1 protein-coding gene is annotated in these 1405 nt (G+C 70.5%); it reads left to right on the top strand.

Annotated features, from left to right (window positions below; genetic code table 11):
- Positions 1-1405 (top strand): DUF748 domain-containing protein (locus tag HMPREF3115_RS21450; protein ID WP_141751714.1); only part of this gene is annotated, 1405 nt, incomplete at both ends.

Raw genomic sequence — 1405 nt, 5'->3', positions numbered from 1 at the left:
GGTCGCCGCCGCGAGCGCGCCCGCGGCGAGCGGCGCGCAGGCCGCGGACACGAAGGCGCCGCCGCTCGACCTGACGATTCGTCATGTCGCGATCGACGGCGGCACGGTGAACCTCGACGACCGCGTTCCCGCGACGCCGACCGCGCTGGCGCTGACGAAGCTCGCCGCGACGCTCGACGGTTTCGCGCTGCAACGCAAGACGCCCGCGAAATACACGCTGTCGACATCGCTGTCGCGCGGCGGCGACCTGAAGGCCGAAGGCACGGTCGACGTCGCGGCGAAGCAGGTCGACACGAAGCTCGTCGTCGATGCGCTCGCGCTCGCGCCGTTGCAGCCGTATCTCGGCGAGGCGACGCGCGCGCGCGTGCTCGACGGCGCGCTCGGCGCGACGATCAACGCGAAGGCCGACTGGGGCAAGACGCCGCTCGACGCGCAGGTCGCCGACAGCGAACTGAGCCTGAAGTCGCTGAAGCTCGCGACGCCCGATGCGAAGGCGCCGGCGATCGTGCTGCCCGACGCGCGCGCGAAGATCGCGAAGGTCGACGTGGCCGCGCGCACCGCCGAGATTGCGAGCGTCGACGCGCACGGGCTCGCGCTCGACGTGAAGCGTCTGAAGAACGGCAACATCGATCTCGCGGCGTTCGCGAGCCCCGCGCAGCCGGCGGTGCCGCAGCGCACGGTCGCGCGCAAGGCGCAGGCCGCCGCGCCGTCGTGGCACTACCGGATCGATGCGCTGAACGTGAAGGAGGCATCCGCGAACTTCACCGATCTGTCGACGCCGCGTCCGGTAAAGCTCGCGATCAAGCCGCTCGATCTGTCGGTGCAGAAGCTCGGCGACGACATGACGAAGCCGCTGCCCGTGCAACTGAAGGCGACGCTGAATCGCAAGGGTTCGCTGAACGTCGCGGGCGACGTGACCGCGCAGCCGCTGAAGCTCGCGCTGAAGATCGACGGCAACCGCGTCGATGCGGCCGCGTTCGAGCCGTATTTCGGCAGCGCGTTGAACGCGACGATCGCGAGCGCGCTGCTCAACGCGCAGGGCAACCTGACGTTCGCGCAGGCGAAGGACACGATGCGCGCGGCCTATCGCGGTAACGTCGCGCTCGTCGACGTGCGGATGCTCGACAAGGCGACGTCCGATCCGTTCGCCGGCTGGCGCTCGCTCGCGCTGACGAACCTGAAGGCGAACTACGACGACAAGGGCACCGACGTCGACGCCGCACGCGTCACGTTCTCGAACTTCTACGGCCGCGTGCTGCTCGATGCGCAAGGGCGCCTGAACCTGAACGACATCGTCGCGAAGGAGACGGGGCCCGCGCAGTCGCTCACGCGCGATGCGAGCAAGAGCGAGCCGGTGCCGCTGTCGCCGGGCGTCACGCCGCCGGCCGCGGCGCAGGCCGCCTCG

Origin of the sequence: Burkholderia sp. HMSC10F09, assembly GCF_001806955.1 — a bacterium.
GTDB lineage: Bacteria > Pseudomonadota > Gammaproteobacteria > Burkholderiales > Burkholderiaceae > Burkholderia > Burkholderia multivorans.
Note: the sequence above shows the minus strand (reverse complement) of the source record. Positions and strands in the feature narration are given on the sequence as shown.